Origin of the sequence: Pseudovibrio sp. Ad46, assembly GCF_001623065.1 — a bacterium.
GTDB lineage: Bacteria > Pseudomonadota > Alphaproteobacteria > Rhizobiales > Stappiaceae > Pseudovibrio.
This window is the reverse complement of record NZ_LMCG01000050.1, coordinates 339,524-362,525: the sequence shown is the minus strand read 5'-3', so window position 1 is coordinate 362,525 and position 23,002 is coordinate 339,524. Positions and strand designations below refer to the sequence as shown.

Genomic DNA, 23,002 nt, shown 5'->3' with positions numbered 1-23,002 from the left:
AAGCTGGACACCTTCAAATCTTCGCTAGCCATCAAACGTCACTCAGCTGCATACAAGTGCTGGCTCCGCATTTCGCGGTCATAGACTTGCCGGAAGATCTCCCAGAACATGCGCGTCAATCCGCGTTGGCGACCAGAGCGCATTTCTTGGTAGTAATGCTCGTACATCTGCCAATTCCAGCCATCCAGATCGCCTGTCCGCGGGGCATGTCCTTTGTAGCGTGCAAACCGGTTTTTCAGGTTCTCAGGAGAAAGGCCGAGAAGAACCGCTTCCAGAGCTTCATCCGCCGCAATACGGCTTGCCTTCTCATGCAGTTCAATCTGCATCAGACTCTCTTCAATGGCAGAGGGAGCGTTCAAATGAACTGGGCTTTGAACAAGCAAAAGGTCCTCAATCGCCTGCTCAGGGCTTTGAGCCAGTCGGATCGGGTTATCTTCCACCGGATGCAGGTGAGTGTCGTTCATTGACGAACGGTCTTCCCACTGCTGCGTATGAATGGCCATCAACCCAGCAATTGCCGTTTTCAAGGCTGCGCCAACATCCTGAGTGATACGGTTTGCCTCAGGCAGACTCATGTTGCCAGCCGGTAGTCCCAGTGCTGTCAAAAGAGGTCGCAGCACCACATGATCTACCATGCCCTCTTCTCCGGATTCAGAAAGAGCAACAGAACCATGCCAACTTTCGGTCTCCTGAATATCGCTGACCAACATTTCTTGCCCGCCCGAGTTCGTCAGAGACTCAAGATAGCTGTCCATATCCGGATCAACCGGTTCTGTACCTGTATTGGTCATTGTATGGTTTCCTTTTGCTTGGGGCATGATCATCAAACGGTGATGTGCTTGAGGATCATCCACACCCAGTGCCTTACCGCTGTTTTCAGGCTGTAGCCCCAGAGTGCTCAATAAGTCCTCGTCCAACTCTTGTTGGTCGGGCTTGCTGTCATGATTTAATTGAGAGAGCGGGTCTTGATTGCCCGGCAGGCCTTCATCATCCTGCTGGTCAAGAACCTCTACAGGATCGCATGCAAGGGCCCCTGCCCGCTGATTGCCTGCGAAGAAATCCTCACTGAGGTCACTCTCCAACCGGTCCGCGAGGATGTATTCGATGTTATCTTGTGTGTGCTCGTCTTCGTCCTGCAAGCGTCCGGACACGATTGTGTCTATGGCTGCAAACCGGCCTGCCCACTGCTCGCTTTGGTCTTCCAGTTCGCTGCCTTCAGCAACCACATAAGTGGTCAACTTGAACGCCCCAACCTTCCAGACATCACCGTCAGAGACACGAAATCTCTGACCCGTTGGGATTGGCCGATTGGAACCATTTACGATGATGCCTTCATCACTCACGGCTTCCGCACAATAAACACCGTCTTGAAAAAACACGCGTACATGCTCACGAGAAACAGAGTTGCGGCGGTCCAGCAGCTGCCAGTGACACTGTTCACCAGAGCCGATGTTTCCACCTGCCTTGTCAAATGTGGCAGTGGCTTTACTGCCGTTTTCAAGCGTAGACGTGTTGTTGATGACCAGGACCAGTTTCATACCACCCTCCTACAACCGCGCAGAGATCAGGACTTCGCGCGAGCGTCCATCACCCTTGTCCAGAAAGGTTGACCAACCCAGTCGTCCTTCATATTCGTCAGTAAGCATGACCGGTGAAGCTTGGTTTTCCGCCAGTTCCAACTTGATGTCATAGGCATGTTGATCACGCAGCATGAATTCCACCAGATCTCGCAAGGCCTTGTAGTCTCGTCCATGAGGGAGGAAGTCCTGAAAACGTTCAAAGCTCAAATTCTTAATGAAGATATTGAATTTGCTGGAGATATCAGAAACGCTATCTCCAATAATGGTGTCTTCACCGAGCAACATGTTGTGCTGGCCCAGCTCAGAGCGTTGCCCTTCGGGAATATCCACTCTTCGTTGAACCCATTCCTCCACTTCCACTTCTTTATGAAAAAAGGCGTGAGACACGACACTTGCGATCGCAGCAGGTGAACGATTGCGAGACGCCAGAACGCCTGCGAACGTAAGCAAGCGTGCCCAGTTGATGGGTGATTTTTGCCGCGACTCCCGATCTGATAATCCAAAAACGCAGAACACCCATTGCGAGAATGGATCCAACGCACCCGGCTCATAACGCACATAGAAGCGGTACTTGCGCATGGAACGGTGTAAGAGGCCAACCAGACGATTATGGAAGAAATCAAAGAACCCCTTCATCAAGGAGCCTTGTGCATCATATTTGGCTATGACCTCTTGATAATAAGAGGGCAATGGCGAGCTTGAACCGTGCAGGCCGAGAAACGTCACTTCCATATTAAAATCGACATAGTCGACCGGTTCGACGTTCGTCTCCTGATCACCCTGTCTTTCAATGCTGGCGATATCAGACAGCGGAAAGCCAAGCGAATGCATGACGCTGAAGTTGATCTTCTCATCTTTCGGCAAAAGATGCGTACCAACTTCATTGCGCTCATCATAACAACGCTGGATCAGCTCAACAGCTTGGAAGAATGACCAGCTGCGAGCATTAAACTGTAGGTCGCCTCTTAAATCAGAGGTTGTCGCCCAATTTTCGCTGGCCATTGATAGACTTCATTGTTTTGTGTTCCATTTACGATGAGTTCGTGGAACGAATTGACACTTGAATAGAGAGAAAAGAATTCTGCGAGCACGCTGCAGAACAAGAACATTTCGCCCTCGCTCTGGAACGCGTCTTCGCTGAGGGACATGACAGTTTTCAAACCTCGAACGGCCTGTCCTCGAAATAACTTGTCGACTGGTTTGGTTTCGATAGAGATGATGCCATCAATACGCTGCTTACTGACACGCTCGTCCTGCCGGTTCAGGCGAGCCTGAAAATCATAGGTCGCAATCACGGTCTTCAGAGCTTCTTTTTCAAGCAATGAAACGTAATTAAGAGAAAGATTAGAGATCAGGTTCCAGTAAAGCGATCCATCCAGCGGTGGGTAGACTGGTGCACTGGGCTGGCTCAGGTTCTTAAATGTCACGAAGCTCGGCGTTTCACCTGTTGGCTCACGCACATCACCTGCGCCCAACTCCATGGCATGTTTGGGATGGAAGCACTTCAGATCAGCAGAGAGAACTTCATGTTCCGGGATAGCGCGCTCATTATCGTGGCGCACGAATGAAACCAGATGCTCCATACCGCGCTTGCCCAACGCTTCGCGAAGTCTCAAACGATAATAAATCTGAGTTAGACCATCCGCACGCTCGACCTCATGATGGAAAGATTCAAACGAGGGATACTCACGCAGATGAGAACCACTTGTTGGATCCTTCGCTGCACGCCAGCTCATAATCCGATCGATGGAAAAGATGTCTATGGCACCACGACCATTTGCTGTCGGTCGGATTGGATACCGCATCTGACTATGATCGATCTTCATCGGCTCAGCATCATAATCAAACAAATTCACTGCTGGAACACAGTAGAGGCGGAACGTTCCCGGACGCACTTTCACATCAGGTGGCAAAGGTCTGGAAAAAGTGAACTCTAATGAGAAATCTGTTTCTTCACGATTGCGGAAAAAGGGCTCTAATCCGTCAATATCATAACATTGGAATTTTGCAGGAAAGACAAAGTATTCCTGCAAGAGCCGGTAGCCTTCATAAGCAGAATTCTCATTGGGCAGCAACGCTTCAGAGCCGCCGAAACCACCTGGCTGCAGTGCTGAGGCTGGAAGCTTGTAACGGCTAACACCGTCTTCATTGTCCCCATCAGCACGAAAGCAAACCGTGACGTCTTTCAGGTATCGGCCCATCCACAAATAAAGCATCTGGGCGGCGACTTCATCGCCAGCAATCCATAGACGTAGGTCATTAAAACTCAGCCGGGACAGAGGCAGGCCCGACAATGTCTGGAACTGCAATGTCAGAACAGTGCTTTCGCGAGAACGCTGAACATCCTGATCGACAATATCGAGCGGATAGACCGTTACGTCTGCTGTTGTCTGAAAGGGACAGACAATACCATCCACTGGGCGAGACAAGATCTGCGAGCCTGACGGCAATACCTGACGCTCTGTAATCGCTTTTTCGACGGGGACCATCTGCATAAGTGTGGTTGATGGAAACGCCCGTAGGAAATTCGGAATAAGCAGCTGCACAAGTGAATGGGTAAGCTCTGGAAGCTCATCATCCAACTTTTCGCGCAATTTTGACGTTAAAAACGCAAAGCCTTCCAGCAGCCGTTCCACGTCTGGATCCGTGGAGGCATCAGACAAATATTTCGACAACCGCGGATTGCGTTCGGAAAAAAGCCGACCGCTCTCTCGCAGATAAGTCAATTCGTCTTGAAAGTATGAAGCTTTCACAGCTGGTTGCCTGCTTGACTAAACAATATGAGCGACATGCCCATCTTTCATAAGAATATCGATTTGCACCTGCTCCCCCTGGCTTAAGGCTGGCATGAGCAGAGTTGCCTTGAACCGCAGCTCTAATGGGCGGTCAGGGTCACGAACAAAGTGGACGGACCGCACCTGAACGCGCGGTTCATATTTTTCAATGCATTGACGGATAGAGGCCGCAATATGTTGCGTAAGGTCGTTTGTCGCCACGCTAGACAAGTTGAAATCAACCAGTCCCAAATCTGGAGTGGCAGCAGAAGCCCCTGCTCTCGCATTCAACAGCTTGGCTAGATGACGCTTGATAGAGTTTACTTTTACTTCCAACAGATCGATGTTCTGAGGAGGAGAAATCTCCTCCTCATCAGCAATCAAACGCTCGAACAAACTGCCACGCGCTGTACGAAGCCTGCTGTCCCAAACAACGGGTTCATCGCGCTTTCTCATGGGCAAACCTTAGCTATCCTTGTCCAGCTTACCAACGAGCGACAACTCAAAATTCGCTCCCATGTATTTGAAGTGCGGACGCACTTTCAAAGACACTTGGTACCAACCCGGATCACCTTCTACATCAGAGACGATAACCTCTGCTGCACGCAGTGGACGACGTGAACGTACATCTTGAGGTGGGTTTTCCTGATCAGCCACATACTGCCGGAGCCAGGTATTGAGCTCACGCTCCAGATCTTCACGCTCTTTCCATGACCCGATCTGTTCGCGCTGCAACACTTTAATGTAGTGAGCAAGGCGGTTGACGATCATCATGTAAGGAAGCTGGGTGCCAAGTTTGTAATTGGTCTCCGCTTCTTTACCTTCCTTGGTGTTCTGGAAGATCTTTGGCTTCTGAGCAGAGTTTGCGGAGAAGAACGCCGCATTGTCAGAGCCTTTGCGCATTGTCAGCGAAATGAAACCTTCTTCGGCAAGCTCAAATTCACGGCGATCTGTGACCAGAACTTCCGTTGGAATTTTCTCTTCGAGCTGACCAAAAGCCTCAAACACATGCACTGGCAAGTCGTTAACAGCACCACCTGATTGCGGACCAATGATATTTGGACACCAACGGTACTTGGCAAAACTCTCTGTCAGGCGGGTTGCCATCAAGAATGAAGTATTACCCCAGAGATAGCTCTCATGCTCTTCTGTCACGTTCTCATTATAGACGAACGCATCAACCGGATTTTCTTCCGCATCATATGGCATACGAAGCAAAAAGCGCGGGCAGGTCAGGCCAACATAACGGGAGTCTTCACTCTGACGGAAGCCCATCCATTTGCGGAAACGCGGTCCTTCATAGATGGAGAACAGATCTTTCTGCGCAGGCAGATCCACATACTCATCAACGTCGAACATTTTCGGACCAGCGGCCGCAATAAACGGAGCATGGGCCATTGCGCCAACGGAGGCAGTAAACTGAAGCAGCTTTACATCGCGGGCACCAGGACCAAAGTCATAGTTGGCAATCATTGCGCCTACAGGCTCGCCACCAAACTGGCCATACCCACTGGAGTAGACGTGTTTGTAAAGGCCAGACTGTACAACTTCCGGGCTGGTTTCAAAATCTTCCAACAACTTGTCTTTGGAGACAGAAAGCACATCAATTTTGATGTTCTCACGGAAATCTGTCCGGTCAACCAGCAGTTTCAGGCCGCGCCAGGCAGACTCGAGTTCCTGAAATTTTTCATCATGCAGAACTTCATCAAGTTGCGCTGATACTTTCAGGTCCAGTTCTGCAATCATGCGGTCAACCAATACGCGGTTGATCCGCTGGTCAACTTCCTGGCTCGCAAGGAGGTCAGAAATAAACGCTTCAACGCCTTTACGCGCTATGGAATAGCTTTCTTCGTCTTCAGGGCGAATGCGGGTCTCTTCCATGATCTGGTCAAGAAGAGAAATCGCGGCCCCCGAACCGGCAACATCTGGCTGGCCGGTAGAAGCTGATACATCTACCATGTCATCACATCCATGTTTTTACTTTGAAATGTACTTGCGGATCAAAACGAACGAGCTCCGCAGTTGTTTATAAAATCTATTGATAATGACGTAGTGTCAGCAGTTCTCTTCCTGAGACGAAACCACTGCATCCAACTCTGAAAGAAGCTTCTCACGCTGCTCTTTATCTTGTAGCAGCTGCTCTAGTCGGTTGCGGAACGCAGGAATATTTCCAAGCGGCCCTTTAAGAGCAACAAGAGCCTCACGCAGATCGATTAGCTTTTTAAGCTCAGGAATTTGCTTCACGATAGAATCTGGCTCGAAGTCTTTTAGTCCTTCAAACTTCAGATTGACCGCAAGCTGTGCGTCTTCTTCCTCAACAAGCGTATTTTTGACCGTTAGCTCACGCTCCAGCCCCGCTTCTTTCATCACCGATGCGAAGGTATTTTTATCAACTGAGAGCAATTCGCGCTCTTCAAGAGGCGTATCGTCTTCTTTGCCGTTGTAATCACCCAACATGACAAGACGCAACGGCAGTTCGACTTCTTCCTGTTGGTCACCAGTTGCAGGAACATAGCGAATGTTAATCCGCTCTTTGGGTGCAACAGAACCTTCCTTGCCAGCCATTAGCCTTCCCCACTCTTCTTAATAAAACTGAAAACATCTTAGAAACTACCTAAGATTGTACTTAAATTGAAAATTGAAAACTTTAGCGTCAATTCGACTCTAAATTTCCCTTAGGCCTATCGGAAAGAAAAACAGACGACAACCCAAAAGTAAAACTTCCGTTATTAGACTTTAGTAATATTGATTAGCAAAGTAAATATTTCGAGAAAAAAGATAATATTGCCCGAAAATGCGATTCGACCTGATTAATACAAACCAGAGAAACGTAATGATAATTAGAGCTCTCTCAATAATCAAAACTATACTATTATCGATTATTAAATTAACTACATCATATATATTTATAAGCTCGATATTTCTAATTTTACTCGTTTTAAGTGTATTTTTCTTCAGGGATTTTGTGTTCTCCTTCGCAGGCTCAAGCGAAAGAAAATTAATCTACAGCGCCCTTGCAATGGCAGTGTTTTCCATAATTTGGGGTGCTAGTAACTTAATTTATGTAAGCATAAAGAAGAAGAAAGTTGATTTAAGTAAAAATAAAGATAAAAGAGAAAAGCCTAAAACACCTGATCTATCCTATCTGAATGAGTTCGAGCGTGGCTTCAACCAAGCCCTGCAAACCATCAGCAGAAACTGGGCAGGCAAGGGTTCTCGCAGAAATGGAAAGAATCTTTACGCACTACCCTGGTTTGTGGTTTTGGGATCTCCAAGTTCGGGTAAGACATCCCTTATTGTTGAATCGAATTTAAAGTTTCCACTTGCACATCTTTTCTCTCAGGAAGACGCCAAGCATGTGCAACCGACAAAAGACGTTGATTGTTGGGTAACCGACGAGGCGGTTCTGTTTGATGTTGCTGGCCAGTTTGTTGAACATGTAAACGGAAAGCAATCTGACACTCATGAAACACATTACGCAGGTTTATGGCGCCGCTTTCTCAAACTCCTGCGTGACAACCGACCACGCAGACCTATCAACGGCGTTGTCTTATGTCTCGATCTATCAGAGCTTATTTCGCTCTCCTCTCAGGAGCGAAACACGAAAGCAGCACTTATTCATGCTCGCCTGAGCGAAATGACAGAAGTGCTGGGCACGCGCTACACCGTCCATGTCGTACTTACCAAGTTCGACCTCATCGATGGTTTCCATGAGTTCATTGGATGTCTGCCCACTGCAGAAAGAGCAAAGCCATTTGGCTTTACATTCGACCTTCATAGTGGTCGAGATCAAGACAAGTGGTTAGACGAGTTTAATGCAGCTTTTGCCAAATTGCTGGAAAACCTCAATCATACCACTGTCGATCGTATCTCAGATATTCGTTCAGCACACAAACGTCGCCAACTCTATCTGTTCACCCGTGAGATGGCTGGCTTAAGTACAATTTTGGGTGGCTTCCTCGGCAAAGCCCTGCATCAAGACAAGTTTTCAACCGCCCCTCATATTCGGGGCATCTTCTTCTCATCAGCCCGGCAGGAGGCCATTCCGACAAATCCTGTTTTGCAGGCAACTTCACAAAAGTACGAAATAGCGCCGCCAATCCTGCCCATTCACAGTGGCCCATCCAAGCAGTACTTCTCTTCGGCCCTCTTTGATCAGGTGGTCTTCAAAGAAGCTGGGCTTGCTGGCGACAATATCAAGATTGAACGCGCGAAGCGTTTCGCACTCATCGGCTCAGGCCTAGCGGCTTCATTGTTGTATCTCGGCTTTTTCAGCGCTTACTGGATGGGCTACGAAAGCAACCGCGCACGGGCAGATCAGGTCGTTGATATCACTGAGAGCTTTGAAGAGCTGCTCCAGCAAGGACCAGCACAAAACTCTAACGCGTCCGGGCAAAATTATATTCGCTCTCTTGGGGCCCTTACATCGGCAAGCGACATTTTTGGCAACTACCGCAGCAGAAACTGGCTTATGTCTCAGCTTGAGCTCTACCAGGGACACAAAATAGGCCCGGAAGTTGAGAAAGCATATGTCGACATGCTCGCACGCTACTTTCTCCCGGAAGTGGCAGCGTACGTACGAGATGAGATCGCAAAACTTGGAGAAAATGAGACCGGTAGAGACAGCAATGAACGCCTTGAAGCTTTGCGCGTCTATCTCATGTTGGGAGACGCATCACGACGAAATGAGCTGCTGGTCAAAGCCTGGATGGAACAGAAATGGCAAGAGCAGTTTGAAGGTGATCTAAAACTGCAAAAAGCTCTTCGTGATCATCTGGTCTTTGCCATTGAGACTGCAGGGCTAGAAGCCGCACTCGACAAAGATCTGGTGGAAACCTCCCAAAGAGACTTAAGAGAAGTTCCGAGAGACCTCCGCCTTTACCGCAATATAGAACAGGTCAGCGACAGACAGCTTGCCTCATCAGTTAATTTCCGAAATGATATCGGACCTGCTTACAACATCGTTTTTGATGGCACCAGGAGCAGCAGCGGAAACGATCAGCCGATTGGGGTGAAAGAGTTTTTCACAAAAGACGCTTATCTGGGCTATTTCGTAAAAATGAATGACGGCCTTTCTGTCGTCGCTGTTGAAGATGCATGGGTCGCAGATGAGCGCGATACGGTTGAGTATTCTCAAGCCGACCTAAAAGAGTTCCGGCGCAAGATCGTGTCCCGCTATGCGACCAACTACATCTCCAGTTGGAACACCGCGCTGAACCGTTTGAAAATTACTGATTTCAGAAATCTGGATCATGCGGTTGATATTCTTGAAACCCTGACTGGCCCAGATCGACCGCTGAACCGGCTCATCAACCGCGTCAAAAGTGAAACTGAGATCTATGAAGGCAAGCTTATCAAGCTGAATGCCGAACAGGCCGTGGACCCTGACCTTCCCTTCGATATCTACCGCGAGCAAGGACTGCGTGTCCGTCGGGCATTTTCCAATCTGAACGGCTTGGTTGAAGCGGAGGAAGGCGAAAAAGCCTATCTGGAAGATCTGGATGCTGCACTCAACACACTCTACGAATACCTCAAAGACATCCGACAAGCAGGGGAGCGCTCTGGCGAGGTGGCCCTTGCACGCGCGAAGGCTAGGATTGACCTGCAGGGAGAGGACCCGATCTATACTCTCAAACGTATAGGTGTTGATCTGCCAAGTCCATTGAACCGCTTCTTCGCAAAATTAGCGGACCAAAGCTGGAAGGTTCTGCTGCAGGAAGCCAAGAAGGAACTACAGCGAAGCTGGAATGAAGAGATTTATGCGGATTATAATCTGAACTACGCTCAGCTCTATCCATTCAACAAACAAGCTGAGCAAGAAATACCACTTGAAGAGTTTGAGAGCTTTTTCGGTCCCGGCGGCAAAATCGAAACGTTCTATAAGAAAAACCTCATTGTATTTGTTGATGAAGCAACGGGCGAACCCAAAACCATTGATGGTCGCCACTTGGCCATCGAAAAAGATTTTCAGGACAACCTGAAGATCATTCTGGATCTGCGCAGAAGCTACTTTAACTCCGAAGGGCTCATTGGCGTTGAGTACAACATTCAGCCTGTGGCTCTTGCAGCCAAATTGCGTCGTGCCGTGATGAATATTGAAGGGCAGATCATTTCCTATTCACATGGACCAAGGCGTCCAATCCGCGTGATTTGGCCTAACGTCCTTACGAATGAGGCAGAGAGCAGCCTTTCAGTCTTCCCTGCAGGAAGAGGTCGTCCGCATACAGTTACGTTCAAAGGGCCTTGGTCTGGTTTCCGACTGCTGGACTTCGCGACAACCAAGGGCTTTGACAGCAATGGTGCACTGATCGAATTTAGTTTCGACGGTCAAAAAGCAACTTATTCACTGCTTCACAAAGGTGCTAGTTCGCTCGCGCGCAAGCAACCATTGTCCGGTCTTATCCTACCAGCAAAGATGTAACTCGTATGACCGCATCAGAAACAAAATCAGAAGAGGCAGCTCCGGCTGCTTCTTCTCTTTTCGTAACATCCTATGACGACCTTGCCAAAGCGGTCCTTTCCCCCATTTCAGATAGGTTTGAAGACGACATTGAAGATCATCCAGACTTTGACGCCGTTAGTGATGAGTTGATGAAACGCGGCACCCTCTCTCACGGCTCGATCGACTGGAGTCTGGTAGAGCGGGAAGCGCTGCAACTGCTGCAAAACACTCAAAAAAGCCTGGCAGTTTTGGAAGCTGTGCTGCTTGCCCGAATGACGCGGAAAACACGCGGGGCTTTGACCAGTTGCATCCGAGGCCTTGATGCCTGCTTAACAATGCCAAGAGCGGACCTCTGTCCAAAAGAAGATCGAAGATTTGATCTCATCCTACGCCGTATTTGCGGTTTGTTCAGCATGGATGCGTTACCCGGCAAGCCCGGCACAGAAGCTGAAAAACTGGATGAAAGCCTTGCTCGCCTGACCAAAAACGAACTCTTGCTTGAGCACGGCCTTGTAAAAGATTTTCGTGTGCTTCAGGAGAGACTTGAGCTTGAAAAGAAGCAGACGGAGAAAGAGAAAACGCAGACTGCTGCAGGTTCCTCTGCATCAGGAGATGGAGCAAAAACGGGGAGTATCGGTTCCGCAACTCCGATGGATGCACGTTCCTTTAAACGCACCACCGCGGAGATATGCACACTCATCTTTCAGGAAGATCCATCCCTTCCCTTTATCTACCAGCTGCGCCGCCATGCGTGCTGGCAAGAGATAACAGGTGCGCCTCAGATAACATCTGAGTCCCGAACTATTATTCCTGCCGTATCGATAGATACCTGCGATAAGTATCGCGAAGCGCTCAAGCAAAGCAATGCAGATATAGCAATCATTCACCAGTTAGAAACAACGCTTTTTTCCATGCCATTTTGGATTGAAGGCCAGTTCATTTCAGCTCAATTGGCTCTCAAAGCCGATCACATACAAGTCGCTAATGCCATCACAGAGAGCACCCAGGCGTTCATAGGCCGGCTCCCGGAACTTCGCGAACTGTCCTTCAACGATGGCACCCCCTTCATAGAAGGAGAAACGGCGGAATGGTTAAGCTCAAAGCCTGCGCACGCAGACATGCCTGCACAGGCAGATAAACAGCAGGAAAGCAAAGGTCTCACAGACTTTGTTGGCAATCCAAGATTAGCCTCAAAATGGAACGGAGAGTACAAATCACAACGCTCCCCCCGCCAAAAGGCCTTCATGGAACTTGCTATGCTGGAAGATCTCGCAGGCTCCGGCTTCTCCGCCCTCGTCTCCGACCAAACACTGCGCCTACAAACATCCGTCGAAGAAACATCCATAACTGACTGGGACCCCGAATTCTTCAAGAGAGCCGCTGCCCTTACGCGCAAGAGCCGAAAATGATGAACAATTGAGGCTTGCACTCTTAAGCCTACCCACCTCCAATAAAAATACATTTTCATCACACCTCTGTGAGCTATGCCTATCGGCACAATCACCTATTGCAACGTGTTCTAATGTTTTGCGCAGACATAAGGCCGTGGACGGCGGCAAGACATAGGGCGGAAAACTATGGTTGGTACGAGCGAAGTATCGAAACTCGTCACGGAAGTGAGTGACTTATTCGTTGATGCATCCGTGTTTGCGGATCCGGCACGTGACAGTTGGTTGTTTCAATTCACGTCAGGTTTGGACGTGATTGCGACGCTGGAAGAAGACAGGCATGCCCTCGCCATCAGTGCGGAGTTGGGCGGATTACCAGAAGAGAACCGGGTTGTTCTGCTGGAGTATTTTTTAAAGGTCAATCAGTCTTGGGCGGGCACCGGTAGCCTGCGGTTTGCAATGCTGGCAGATACAGACAAGACCATCACCCTCCTCTGGGATATTCCGATGAATGGGTTGGCTCGCCACGACCTTTTTTCTGCCCTTTCTGAGTTCGCAGAACGTGCGCAGGGTTGGGTTGGGCTTTTGAAATCTGGCGTTCTCCTTACACAGGAGCTCGCAACAGAAATTCCCCAAAACTCCCTTAAAATCTGATCCCCATAAGAACGAGGGCTTCCCCGATGACCATCCCGCAAGCGACTTCTACGGCGCCAACAATTGCACCTGCCAACATCCCACCACAGGCTGACACAACAAGCAGTCCGGCGCCGAGTTCTCCTCACCCGGCGTTGCAATCGCATCAACAAAAAGCCGTTGAAACGCAGTCCGCTGTCAAAGATCAACTCGCAACGACGCAAGGAAACGCTGATGCTGACAAATCATTATATGATCTGATTTGTGTCGGGCGAGGTACATCAGCAGCTGCCTACCTCACCAGCCTGAAACGGTGTGATTGCTCTATTGTTGCGGACAGCACGAAGAACAACGTGCTTGTGGTTGGCAAAAATGATCCATGGGCTGGTGCACGAGGCTATGAAAAAGGCCATTACACTCAGTGCATCAACCAAGCACAGCAGCTGGTGAACCCTGGTGATGAACCAATTGCATCCTCTTGCCTGGACCCGGTTGACAGACAGGAATGGTCTCAGCTTAATGCACAACGCATCGATCAGGTCTCTGGTGGGAACATCCTAGATGCTGAAGTCCGTCAGATTAGCCGAGACAGCGAGACTGGTCTTTATAAGGTGCAGACTGATGCAGATAGCGAGCCGCTTCTGGCCAAGAAGGTCATCCTTGCCACAGGCGCCGGCATTGAACGCTCAGACTACGAGTACCACCATGTCCCGCCGGAAGTGGCTGATTTCAGAAAATCTGGTCACCCCAATGCTGCCAACTGTCTGGATCTGGATCAGTTCCAGCGTAACGAAGCAGGCACACGAGACCTGACCGGGCGTGTTGTAGCGGTGATGGGCCCGAATGCGGGTACAGATGCGATTATGGAGCTTTCCACACGCGGCGTTGATAAGGAAAACATCTTCTGGATGATGCAGCCCCATCAAAAGCCCGGCGTGGCACTGACATGGGATGTGCGCTCTGTTGGTATTGAGGCCACCTTTACGGCACAGGAGGCGGGTAATGACCGTTCTGATGGCGGCACTGTGTTCCGTTATCAGCAGATCAACAAAGTCTCTGCTGGTGAAAATCGCCCCTTGACCATCAGCACAGATGGTGGAGACTTTGAAGCAGACTATCTGGTCTATGCAGTCGGTCAGCGCGGTGGCGGAACCAGCAGAACCGAAGTGGTTGAGGGCGCAGCTAAGAAAGTCCCGATCCTTGAAAGAGAACTGGCCTCACAGTTGCAGCCAGTCTACGACGTCAACCAGCGTTTCAGTGACCTTTCTTCCGGTGGGGCCTGGCAGCACGTGGTGGGTCTGGAAGTTGCAGGTACGACCAAGACTGAAGGTCTGGAAGTGGTCGGTGCTGCTGCGATGCAGTCCAGCCGTGGGATCCAACACAATTACCTTGACGCAGATTACAGCTCACAGCTTGAAGCTGTCCTTGAGAACAATCCTGAGTTCCGTTCTTTGGCTGCAGAACATTTCCCGGCTCTGTTGGATGCAAAGTCATTTGAACAGCTTCTGAAGCCCGATTCCGGTTTGAAAAAACCGGGCGAATATCAGGACCAGAAGGCAGCACTGTTAAGCGCACTTAAAGCAAACGACGCTGAGCAATCTCTGAGTGACGTTAATGAGCTGCTGCATACCTTTGATTTGCGGGCCAAAGCGGCAAACGACCTGGGTGGTACGGCTAAACCAATCCGCGTGTCAGACCTGCTGGCGCAAGGCTTGAGCCGCACACAACCCGCGACTGTTGCAGACCCACGCCTGATTGGTGGAGCACAGCTGAACATTGCGGCACAGACTGAAAGCTTCAAACCACAGCAGATCACGACACCGGGTGGCATCAACTTCAACGAAGATCAGCAGACCATTGCCCTTTACGTGGCCCAAAACTATCCGGATATTCCTGCGGACAAAGCCAACGAGTTCGTCGCCAACGTGATCGCGCAACGCACAGATGGCAACCACTTACGTGGCTTCACACCAGAAGAACGCGCGCAGTTTGAAACTGAGTTGCAGGCGCTTTCTGAATAACGCCTGAGTTCATCAAACCGCTGATTGCTCGGTCACAGTCTGCTTGATGCAGACGTGACCGCACGATGCAGCATGTTCATTTCAATCAAGTCAGGACTAAGATGAGTACCTTTCGTGAGCAAAAGGCTCATCAGTCCTGCAAGTTCTGAGAAGAAACCAGGATGCCAGTCACACTTGCAACATCAACGCCGCAGGTACAAGCAAACCTACAGCATACGGTGAGCTCAAGCTCTACCGATAAGAGCATAAAGCTGCCAGACTATCAGGAACGGCGCCTGAATGATGTCGGAATCACAGTCAAATATAATGCAGAACTCTCAAGTCAGAAAGTAGAGAGCTCTTTAAAGGCTGTATCGATACATCGTGTGGTCAACAATGAAGTTGCTGTCACAACCAACGCTCTTCATAACATCATCCCACCGGGGAGTGATGTGGTTATCAATCGAAGTGCCCCTCACATTACACCGGCTTCTCCTTCACAAACGGTCGCGGGCACTCACCAGAGTATCTTGGAGACGAAAACATCATTGTCTTCACTGCCCGATAGCGCCTTTTCTGTCATAGAAGGGACATGGCATGATGCAAACACAGTCAGCATCGCGGCGCCCGGAAACGTGTTTGGAGCATCTGGATGTCTGTCCTGTGCAGATGTCTTACTGGAAATTCCGATGATAACGGAGTTATCGCCTGCATTTGAAGATGTAACACAAGCCTTTGGCGTGAAAGTCTTTGATAAAGGCGAAACCGTACCAGTGAAGTTCGACAAATGTGATCTCAACGTCGTTGAATATCAAATTACACCAGCAAACCACCAATACTCTCTCGAAGAAGCCAATGGGTTTTTCGTCGAAAGACATGAGTTCCCTCATATCTTTATGGCTTCGTCAGATCAGGATGAGATCGTTATTACCGTGGGCAAGCAAATCAAAGACGACCAGTTTGCACTGGCCAATATTAAAGTTCCGGATGGCAAAGCTATTATGCTTCCGGGTGGGACCATTCACACAGACAGTTTGTCACGAGGAAACATCGTAATCATGCTCACTGAATGTGTGGGGGCGGATACGGTCCTCATGCACGACAAGGACAGCCAACCGATCACGTTGCGGGTAGACAGCTCAGAACGCATCGGTCTCGCTGAATGGCATCTATAAAAAGACTGCAATGCCATTTGACTGGAGGATTTCTTTCAAATGGCATTTCCCTATGCACTTGTTCTCCTGAACTTAAAAATCAGGCGCGTAGAACAGACTTTTTGATAGTGAACTACTATTTCACAGCCAAATCAACATAAGCGATCTCTCTGATCGATTTGATCCTTTACCATTTAAATTGCAGTCTCAAATTTTCTGCACTCAGAACTGAGAATTTTTGGCTTTTCTAACCTGTGCTACAGCTACCACTTGTTTTTTGCTGCGTCAGGGAAGTTGGAAAATGATCAATTTCGATGCTCTCAGAGACTCCAATACTCGTACAACTCCTTTCCAGTATCTGGTGGGGGAAAATGTACTGACCAAGAAGCAAGCTGCTGATGTTCGTCGTGATTATCCGGATATCAAACAGACTGGGTATCTTCCGTTGTCTAAACTTGAATCGACTGGCGCATTCAAGCAACTTGTAGATGATCTTTATAAACCGGAACTGGCTGAAATTCTTTCGGAAAAACTCAGTTTGGATCTTATGGACAAGCCACGGATGATCACTGTGCGTCGCTTGTCCAAACACGGTGATGGCCGTATTCACAACGATTCCAAATCCAAGATCTGCACCATGCTCATCTATCTCAATGAAGACTGGGATGACGCCGCTGGCGGTGCCATTCGTGCCCTTAATGGAGACACTGACATGGACGACTATGCGGAGGAAGTCTCTCCACTCGCTGGGAACGTGTTCGCATTCAAACGCTCAGAAACAAGCTGGCATGGCCATCCTTCGTTCAAAGGCGAACGCTATGTGGTGCAAGTAACGTTTCTCATCTCTGAAGAGGAATTAGCACGGAAAGAGAAACGCGGCGGATTCCAAACTAAGCTTAAACGCTTGTTGCGGATCAATTAGGCAAGCAGAATGCAACGCCCAGAGTTGTTGGCATCAGTCGCTTGATATGGGAGCTTCTTTCGTTCTAGCGGCGGAGTCCTTTGCAGCTTTGTAATAAACCGGATGCTTTTTCACTAGCTCAATCTGCGATAACGATTTTTGCTTGCCAGATTTTTGCGGCTTGGTGGAATTCTGTTGCGGGTTCTTTCTCGCTTACTAGCACATCAATGAGCGTTGGGTCACATACAGTGATGGGTGCTGATCTGGTGAATTTTCTGGTATCAGCTGCCACAATCTTACATTTCGCATGCTTCATAACTGTGCGGGAAATCTGGGCTTCTTCCAGGTCGAACAGCATTAGCCCTTTGCTGGCGTTGATCGCCGCTGCTGACAGAATGGCGTAATCTGTTTCAAAGTTATCAAAGAAGCTCGTAACGGTTGCCCCGAATGCTCCGCCATCATGAGCCCGGAGTTCACCTCCCGCCATAAAAACCCGATTGTCGTTTCGCGTAGCAAGCTTGTAAGCAACTGCGACCGAGTTCGTTACAACCATCAGGCGCTTATGGTCTTGCAACGCTTCGGCAATAAAAGCTGTTGTACTTCCCACATCAAGAAACAGAGAACTACCGTCTTCAATCATACTGGCGACAGTTGCTGCAATTTTCCGTTTTGCCTCCGGACATTCCTGCATCCGCGCATGAAAACTGCTCTCTTGGTCCTCTTCAGCGAATAGGCGAACACCACCATGGACTTTCTCAAGCAGACCTTCTTTCGCGAGGGGTTTGATGTTCCTTCGAATGGTCTCTTCAGATAGTTTCAGCTTCGTGGCAAGTGTGACGATTCGGCTTGTGCCACCTGCTGTTTTTATTGCGTTCAGGATTTCACGTTGTGTCTGATTGTTGATGTTTTCCATTCAATCTAATCCGTATTAATCCTGCATAGACATGGCTTAAGCTCTCCAATCTAAAACATAAAACACCTCATAAAGCCACAATTTCACACACCTTGAATCGGTATTAGTAGATTTTATTGTGTCATTATGTTGATTTATACAAATACCCCAACGTAAGATAAGTTGTCGTTGCTGGAGTTGATTGGGGTCGGGTTCAAATTCTTGCAGCGGATGGATGAATTGGATCATCTGCGGGAGGGGACCAAATGAAATACTCAGTAATTCCATCAATTGCTTTGGTTATGACTTGGGGAGTTAGCTCAGCAATTGCTGAAGTTGAGTCACTAGATCCAATCAAAATCACCACTCATGACTGGTCCGGTCAAATCATCACAACCACCATTATGGGTGAGGTTCTCAAGCAAGCTGGTTACAACATCGAGTATGTTCAAGCGGATTACATCGCTCAATTTGCGGGCCTAAAGACTGGTGATCTGCACATTGCAATGGAGATCTGGGAGACAACTGGCCGGGAAGCAATGGATGAAGCCATTGAGACTGGAAATGTTGTCAGTCTTGGTGAAAGTGGCATGATTGCCATCGAGGAATGGTGGTACCCCTCTTATATGGAAGAGGTTTGTCCCGGTTTGCCAAACTGGGAAGCGCTCAAGGACTGTGCAGATGTATTTGCCACTGCAGAAACGGCTCCCTTGGGACGGTATCTTGGCGGTCCGGTGACATGGGGCGGCTTTGATGAAGAGCGTGTTGAGGCACTTGAACTTGACTATGAAGTTGTCCATGCCGGAACAGATGCAGCTTTGTTTGCAGAACTGGAATCGGCATATCAACGAAAAGCGCCAATTATTTTATGGCTTTATGAGCCTCACTGGGCACCAGCCAAATATGAGGGCAAATTTATCGAATTTCCGCCCTACTCTGCTGCTTGCTATCAAGATGCAACAATCGGTGTAAATCCATCTGCGGCTTATGATTGTGGCAAACCCACTGGCCCCATCTGGAAAGTTGCCTGGGCAGGTTTGAGTCAAAAATGGCCTGGTGCTGCTCAAGCGATTTCTAACTTCAATGTCAGCAATACCGAGATGAGCGCTATGATCTCCAAAGTCGATCTGGAGGGGCAGTCAGTCAAAGGTGTTGTTGAAGAGTGGCTGTCTGCCAACAAAAACCGTTGGGTTAGCTGGATAAAGTAGAGCGTTCAAGATGAGCAGGTTCAGATCGAGGGTCTGTTCCTTCTTGTCTTTGCAAGCTCAGTTTTATGTCCAATATCAGCGTTTTACGGAGATGTTTCATGGACCAGCCAGTGCTTTTGGATTGTAAAGGCCTCTGGAAGATCTATGGGGCAAACGCAGGCACATTTTTGCAAAGTCGAGACAGTTCTCCAGACACCTCAGCTTTAGAGCGGGCAAATCTGACGGGTGCGGTTCGTGACGCAAACCTTCAGATTATGAAAGGTGAGATCTTTGTTATTATGGGCCTGTCTGGCTCCGGAAAGTCCACACTGGTACGCTGTCTGTCTCGCCTCATAGAAGCAACTGCCGGTTCAATCCACTTTGAAGGCCAAGACCTTCTGGCAATGTCTGAACGAGAGTTGATCGACGTCCGACGTAAAAAGATGGGCATGGTGTTCCAGCAATTTGCGCTGCTCCCGCATCTAACTGTTTTACAAAATGTTGCATTTCCCTTGGATGTTCAAGGCGTTCACCGACCAGATCGCGAAGCACGTGCCTATGAGATGATTGAGCTTGTTGGTCTTAATGGGCGTGAAACGGCTTATCCGAGAGAGCTTTCAGGTGGGCAACAGCAGCGTGTTGGCATTGCGCGGTCATTGGTTGGCGATCCGCATCTGTGGTTTCTGGATGAACCCTTTTCAGCGCTTGATCCTCTCATTCGCAGAGAAATGCAGAATGAGTTCCTGCGGCTTCAAAACAAACTCCATAAGACGATCCTCTTCATCACGCACGATTTTGAAGAGGCCATTCGGCTGGCTGATCGGATTGCCGTGATGAAAGACGGAGAAATTGTTCAGATCGCGACACCAGAGCAACTGGTGAGCAATCCCGCGACTGACTATGTCGAGGAATTTACACACCATATTCCCAGAACCAAAGTCATTCAACTTGAAACGATTATGAAGGCGGGCTGTCCTGCCGGGGCATATGCAGGCGATTTAAGCTATAGCATGAAGGTTGCAGATGTTGTTTCTGAGGTTGGGAAAACCAGTCGTGCATTTCGGGTGTTGGACGATGACGGTGTACCTGTTGGTACTATCGATCGTGACAAGATTGTCAGCGTAATGCTTGGGCAGGAGTTGGTGGAATGAACTTCCATCTCCGTGACAGCTTGCGCAACCCTCATTCCTTTTGGCTTTTGCTTTTCGCTTCAACCTGGCTTCTCTCAAGCTATTCCTTTCCACTTTACAAGGCACTCAATGCCCGCTGGATCATTAAGTTTCCAAATGCCTGGCAATGGCGACTGGATGAAAGGATCAGCACTTTCATGGCTTGGCTTGTGGAAGATGCGGGATTTGGTCTTTTCACTTTTCGCCAGTTGACGCGGTTTCTTTCGGCATTAATTGAAGCGCCATACAACACAATGCGTGCTTTTCTTGCGGATGGGTTTCATTCTGGTCTCGGTCAACAAGCCGTTGAGATCTTCCCTTCCATGAGCTGGATCGCTGTGACCTTTCTTCTGATCTTATTGGCAGTGAAAGCAGGTGGCTGGAGACTTGCAGCTTTGGTGGGTGGCTGTTTCCTCTATCTGGCTGTTTTCGGTCAATGGCAAAGTGCGATGGTGACTTTGGCGTCCATTGCTATTGCAGTCCCTTTCGGTGTGCTTAGCGGATTAATGCTTGGCATTCTGGCTTATCGTTCAGAGCGCTTTGAGCGGTTCCTGCGCCCTTTGCTCGATTTAATGCAGACAGTCCCGATCTTTGCTTACCTTGTGCCAATCTTGTTTCTGTTCGGGTTTGGGCCGGTCTCTGCATTAGTGGCCACGATTATCTATGCCATGCCTCCCATGGTTCGTGTGGTGCTTGTTGCATTACAATCCGTACCTGAGCCGCTGCATGAAGCCGGACGCATGGCGGGTTGTACGTCGCGCCAGATGATGTGGAAGGTGTTGCTGCCCTCTGCTCTGCCAACCTTAATGGTAGGTGTTAATCAGGTCATCATGCTCTCGCTGAACATGGTGATCATCGCCTCCATCATTGGCGCTGGTGGGCTGGGCTACGATGTTTTGGCTGCACTGCGTCGTTTAGACATTGGGGGAGGCATTGAAGCTGGCTTGGCAATTGTCGTGATCGCGATTGCGCTGGACCGGCTAAGTCAAGCTTTTTCGCTGAATGTTCACTCGCAGACCCAAGGTTCATCTGTAACTCAGATGACGCCTCTGATGTACGCTGTCATTGCATTGGCACTCACGGTTTTACTAGCACTTCTTGGAAAGGTATTTCCGGCAATTCAAAGTTATCCTGAGGCCATGGTTCTCACCACTGGCTCTTTCTGGGATGAGGCCATCAAATGGATCAACATCAACTTCTTTGAGGTTTTTGAAGCAATCAAGACGGCGTTACTGACCTACCTTCTTTTGCCGATAAAACGTTTCTTTGTAGGCATTCCCTGGGCTTGGGGCATCATAGCGCTCGGGCTTATCGGGTGGCGCGTTGGTGGTTGGCGACTAGGGGTGTTATGCGCCACACTAGCAGGTTTTGTTGCTGCCAATGGATTGTGGCGGGATGCAATGATCACCGTCTACCTCTGCGGTGTTTCAGTTCTAATAGCAGCAGCAATTGGGATGCCGCTCGGCGTGTGGGCAGGACAATCTGAGCGGGCAGACAGAGTCCTCAGCACTCTGGTTGACACTCTGCAGACGCTCCCAAGTTTTGTCTATCTGATCCCTGTCGTCATGCTTTTCCGCGTTGGTGAGTTTTCCGCCATGGTTGCTATCGTGCTTTATGCAATGGCCCCTGCTCTGCGTTACGCCGCCCATGGGATCCGCGAGATTAGTCCGCAAGTGATTGAGGCTGGCAAGGTATCTGGATGTACACGTTGGCAGTTGCTCTGGCGTATAAAGCTTCCTTTGGCTGTTCCCTCACTGCTGTTGGGATTGAACCAAACGATTATGCTGGCATTGTCCATGCTGGTGATCACTGCCCTCGTTGGCACGCGGGATTTGGGGCAGGAAGTTTACATTGCACTTACGAAAGCAAATACAGGCCAAGGCATTGTCGCAGGCTTGGCCGTAGCCTTTATTGCAATCATCGCGGATCGGATTTTGTCCGCGCTTGCGAAATCCTCTCGAGCAAGATTGGGGTTGGCAACATGAGCGAAACACTGACAAAGGAATTAGCCGTAACAAGAGCCCTTGAACTGCCATTTTGGAAGAAACCAATGAATGCCGAAATTCTGGGCGGTGGCATTACGAACTTCAATGTGAAGATCACTGATGAAGGACACACTTATGTGGTGCGCCTTGGAGAAGACATCGTAGAACATGGGGTTATGCGGTTCAACGAACTCTCAGCTTGCCGGGCTGCCCATGCCGCAGGCATTGCTCCTGCTGTCCGTTACTTCCAAAAAGGTGCGCTGGTTCAGGATTACGTTGACGCTGAACCATTGAGCGAAGCCGATATCCAAGATCCGCAAAGACTACGCTCTATCGCCGGTGTCCTGACCAAAGTTCACAAAGAAGCAACGCAACTGATACGTGGCCCTGTCCTCGCCTTCTGGGTCTTTCACATCCTGCGCGATTATGCCGAAACACTTCGCCTTATGGACTCGGATCATCTGCCGAGCCTCAATGCGTTGATGGCCAAGGCTGAAAAGCTTGAGCGTGCGGTTGGGAAGGTGCAGTTGGTTCTTTGTCACAACGATCTTCTTCCAGCGAACATCTTAAATGAGAATGAGCGGCTTTGGCTGGTGGACTGGGAGTACGCTGGCCTGAACTCTCCGTTGTTCGATCTGGGAGGTCTAGCAACAAATGCAAGTCTGTCTGAAGGTCTGCAAGAAATACTGCTCGAAACATACTTTGACGAGCCGATCTCCGATGCACTTTGGGCCCAATACAGTGCCATGAAATGCGCATCCTTACTGCGCGAGAGTATGTGGAGCATGGTGTCTGAGCAGACATCCAAAATACAGTTCGATTACGCCAGCTATACCAGAGAAAACTTGCTCCGGTTTGAGCATGCATATGCTGATTTGCAGTTGAAGTGAGGTTGAG

The 23,002-nt window shown here is 49.3% G+C and carries 17 protein-coding genes; 10 read left to right on the top strand and 7 right to left on the bottom strand.

Annotated features, from left to right (window positions below; genetic code table 11):
- Window positions 1–38: 38 nt before the first annotated feature.
- The 6 genes from tagH to tssB form a co-directional block, all read right to left on the bottom strand.
- The gene (gene tagH / locus PsAD46_RS16080) at window positions 39–1,538 is read right to left on the bottom strand and encodes a type VI secretion system-associated FHA domain protein TagH (protein ID WP_057462091.1); all 1,500 of its coding nucleotides are present in this window, start codon (window positions 1,536–1,538) and stop codon (window positions 39–41) included.
- Between the two features lie 9 nt (window positions 1,539–1,547).
- Window positions 1,548–2,582 (bottom strand): type VI secretion system baseplate subunit TssG, encoded by a 1,035-nt coding sequence (tssG, locus tag PsAD46_RS16075; RefSeq protein ID WP_063297241.1) that lies wholly within the window; start codon window positions 2,580–2,582, stop codon window positions 1,548–1,550.
- A complete protein-coding gene (gene tssF, locus PsAD46_RS16070; protein ID WP_057462093.1) occupies window positions 2,546–4,333 on the bottom strand; it encodes a type VI secretion system baseplate subunit TssF in 1,788 nt (595 codons plus the stop codon). The genes tssG and tssF overlap by 37 nt, the downstream gene beginning before the upstream one ends.
- 18 nt (window positions 4,334–4,351) lie before the next feature.
- Window positions 4,352–4,810, bottom strand: coding sequence for a type VI secretion system baseplate subunit TssE (gene tssE / locus PsAD46_RS16065; protein WP_208981873.1), 459 nt, complete (start codon window positions 4,808–4,810; stop codon window positions 4,352–4,354).
- A 9-nt stretch (window positions 4,811–4,819) separates the two neighbouring features.
- Complete coding sequence (gene tssC, locus PsAD46_RS16060) at window positions 4,820–6,313, bottom strand: type VI secretion system contractile sheath large subunit (RefSeq protein WP_063307342.1); 1,494 nt, start codon at window positions 6,311–6,313, stop codon at window positions 4,820–4,822.
- A gap of 96 nt (window positions 6,314–6,409) precedes the next feature.
- Window positions 6,410–6,919, bottom strand: coding sequence for a type VI secretion system contractile sheath small subunit (tssB, locus tag PsAD46_RS16055; protein WP_063307341.1), 510 nt, complete (start codon window positions 6,917–6,919; stop codon window positions 6,410–6,412).
- 229 nt (window positions 6,920–7,148) lie between these two features.
- Here tssB and tssM point away from each other — a divergent pair, with 229 nt between their 5' ends.
- The 6 genes from tssM to PsAD46_RS16025 all read left to right on the top strand — a co-directional run bounded on the left by tssM (window position 7,149) and on the right by PsAD46_RS16025 (window position 16,893).
- A complete protein-coding gene (gene tssM, locus PsAD46_RS16050; protein ID WP_343229274.1) occupies window positions 7,149–10,775 on the top strand; it encodes a type VI secretion system membrane subunit TssM in 3,627 nt (1,208 codons plus the stop codon).
- Between the two features lie 5 nt (window positions 10,776–10,780).
- Window positions 10,781–12,205: a TssA family type VI secretion system protein gene (locus tag PsAD46_RS16045; protein ID WP_063292026.1), complete on the top strand. Its 1,425-nt coding sequence runs from the start codon at window positions 10,781–10,783 to the stop codon at window positions 12,203–12,205.
- 168 nt (window positions 12,206–12,373) lie between these two features.
- On the top strand, window positions 12,374–12,838 hold the full coding sequence (locus tag PsAD46_RS16040; RefSeq protein ID WP_063292025.1) for a type III secretion system chaperone: 465 nt from the start codon (window positions 12,374–12,376) through the stop codon (window positions 12,836–12,838).
- A gap of 26 nt (window positions 12,839–12,864) precedes the next feature.
- Window positions 12,865–14,838 (top strand): hypothetical protein, encoded by a 1,974-nt coding sequence (locus PsAD46_RS16035; RefSeq protein ID WP_063292024.1) that lies wholly within the window; start codon window positions 12,865–12,867, stop codon window positions 14,836–14,838.
- Window positions 14,839–14,999: 161 nt separating this feature from the next.
- Complete coding sequence (locus tag PsAD46_RS16030; RefSeq protein WP_063292023.1) at window positions 15,000–15,992, top strand: hypothetical protein; 993 nt, start codon at window positions 15,000–15,002, stop codon at window positions 15,990–15,992.
- A 280-nt stretch (window positions 15,993–16,272) separates the two neighbouring features.
- Window positions 16,273–16,893 (top strand): 2OG-Fe(II) oxygenase, encoded by a 621-nt coding sequence (locus tag PsAD46_RS16025; protein ID WP_208981872.1) that lies wholly within the window; start codon window positions 16,273–16,275, stop codon window positions 16,891–16,893.
- A 118-nt stretch (window positions 16,894–17,011) separates the two neighbouring features.
- Here the strand turns inward: PsAD46_RS16025 and PsAD46_RS16020 are convergent, their stop codons facing one another.
- Complete coding sequence (locus tag PsAD46_RS16020; RefSeq protein ID WP_063292022.1) at window positions 17,012–17,785, bottom strand: DeoR/GlpR family DNA-binding transcription regulator; 774 nt, start codon at window positions 17,783–17,785, stop codon at window positions 17,012–17,014.
- A gap of 245 nt (window positions 17,786–18,030) precedes the next feature.
- Here PsAD46_RS16020 and PsAD46_RS16015 point away from each other — a divergent pair, with 245 nt between their 5' ends.
- The 4 genes from PsAD46_RS16015 to PsAD46_RS16000 all read left to right on the top strand — a co-directional run bounded on the left by PsAD46_RS16015 (window position 18,031) and on the right by PsAD46_RS16000 (window position 22,995).
- Window positions 18,031–18,972, top strand: a complete 942-nt coding sequence (locus tag PsAD46_RS16015; RefSeq protein WP_063292021.1) for an ABC transporter substrate-binding protein — start codon at window positions 18,031–18,033, stop codon at window positions 18,970–18,972.
- 98 nt (window positions 18,973–19,070) lie between these two features.
- Window positions 19,071–20,102, top strand: coding sequence for a glycine betaine/L-proline ABC transporter ATP-binding protein (locus PsAD46_RS16010; protein ID WP_063292020.1), 1,032 nt, complete (start codon window positions 19,071–19,073; stop codon window positions 20,100–20,102).
- Window positions 20,099–22,105, top strand: coding sequence for an ABC transporter permease subunit (locus PsAD46_RS16005; RefSeq protein WP_063307340.1), 2,007 nt, complete (start codon window positions 20,099–20,101; stop codon window positions 22,103–22,105). The genes PsAD46_RS16010 and PsAD46_RS16005 overlap by 4 nt, the downstream gene beginning before the upstream one ends.
- A complete protein-coding gene (locus PsAD46_RS16000) occupies window positions 22,102–22,995 on the top strand; it encodes a phosphotransferase (protein ID WP_063307339.1) in 894 nt (297 codons plus the stop codon). Before PsAD46_RS16005 ends, PsAD46_RS16000 begins: the two co-directional genes overlap by 4 nt.
- The last annotated feature ends 7 nt before the right edge of the window (window positions 22,996–23,002 follow it).

What these genes read in the sequence shown, in the direction of transcription:
- tagH (WP_057462091.1), bottom strand. Translation starts at nt 1,538, where the DNA reads ATGAAACTGGTCCTGGTCATCAACAACACGTCTACGCTTGAAAACGGC.
- tssG (WP_063297241.1), bottom strand. Translation starts at nt 2,582, where the DNA reads ATGGCCAGCGAAAATTGGGCGACAACCTCTGATTTAAGAGGCGACCTA.
- tssE (WP_208981873.1), bottom strand. Translation starts at nt 4,810, where the DNA reads ATGAGAAAGCGCGATGAACCCGTTGTTTGGGACAGCAGGCTTCGTACA.
- tssC (WP_063307342.1), bottom strand. Translation starts at nt 6,313, where the DNA reads ATGGTAGATGTATCAGCTTCTACCGGCCAGCCAGATGTTGCCGGTTCG.
- tssB (WP_063307341.1), bottom strand. Translation starts at nt 6,919, where the DNA reads ATGGCTGGCAAGGAAGGTTCTGTTGCACCCAAAGAGCGGATTAACATT.
- tssM (WP_343229274.1), top strand. Translation starts at nt 7,149, where the DNA reads ATGCGATTCGACCTGATTAATACAAACCAGAGAAACGTAATGATAATT.
- PsAD46_RS16045 (WP_063292026.1), top strand. Translation starts at nt 10,781, where the DNA reads ATGACCGCATCAGAAACAAAATCAGAAGAGGCAGCTCCGGCTGCTTCT.
- PsAD46_RS16040 (WP_063292025.1), top strand. Translation starts at nt 12,374, where the DNA reads ATGGTTGGTACGAGCGAAGTATCGAAACTCGTCACGGAAGTGAGTGAC.
- PsAD46_RS16035 (WP_063292024.1), top strand. Translation starts at nt 12,865, where the DNA reads ATGACCATCCCGCAAGCGACTTCTACGGCGCCAACAATTGCACCTGCC.
- PsAD46_RS16030 (WP_063292023.1), top strand. Translation starts at nt 15,000, where the DNA reads ATGCCAGTCACACTTGCAACATCAACGCCGCAGGTACAAGCAAACCTA.
- PsAD46_RS16025 (WP_208981872.1), top strand. Translation starts at nt 16,273, where the DNA reads ATGATCAATTTCGATGCTCTCAGAGACTCCAATACTCGTACAACTCCT.
- PsAD46_RS16020 (WP_063292022.1), bottom strand. Translation starts at nt 17,785, where the DNA reads ATGGAAAACATCAACAATCAGACACAACGTGAAATCCTGAACGCAATA.
- PsAD46_RS16015 (WP_063292021.1), top strand. Translation starts at nt 18,031, where the DNA reads ATGAAATACTCAGTAATTCCATCAATTGCTTTGGTTATGACTTGGGGA.
- PsAD46_RS16010 (WP_063292020.1), top strand. Translation starts at nt 19,071, where the DNA reads ATGGACCAGCCAGTGCTTTTGGATTGTAAAGGCCTCTGGAAGATCTAT.
- PsAD46_RS16005 (WP_063307340.1), top strand. Translation starts at nt 20,099, where the DNA reads ATGAACTTCCATCTCCGTGACAGCTTGCGCAACCCTCATTCCTTTTGG.
- PsAD46_RS16000 (WP_063307339.1), top strand. Translation starts at nt 22,102, where the DNA reads ATGAGCGAAACACTGACAAAGGAATTAGCCGTAACAAGAGCCCTTGAA.